Origin of the sequence: Psychromonas arctica (genome assembly GCF_038155225.1) — a bacterium.
Taxonomy (GTDB): Bacteria; Pseudomonadota; Gammaproteobacteria; order Enterobacterales; family Psychromonadaceae; genus Psychromonas; species Psychromonas arctica_B.
The window spans coordinates 1-223 of record NZ_JBAKBA010000272.1; the positions used below are offsets into that span (position 1 = coordinate 1).

Genomic DNA, 223 nt, shown 5'->3' on the forward strand with positions numbered 1-223 from the left:
AAGCTGCTTTACGTGGTTTATCAGCCGCTTCATTTTTTGTTTTTTGTGCCGTTTGATCGCCTGTATTCTGTATAATTGCAGCTGCCACAGCAGACTCAGCTTCAGTTGCTACTGATCTTTTCTCAGTATCGCCGAAGCGAACCTCTATACTCTTACCTTGTTCAGAAATGTAATAAGGCATTAACTCATCAATGATAATGACTAAGCGTAAACCGCCATTCAT

1 protein-coding gene is annotated in these 223 nt (G+C 40.8%); it reads right to left on the reverse strand.

Annotated elements, in window-relative coordinates; translation table 11 throughout:
- Positions 1–223 (reverse strand): hypothetical protein (locus V6255_RS18535; protein WP_341629437.1); only part of this gene is annotated, 223 nt, incomplete at both ends.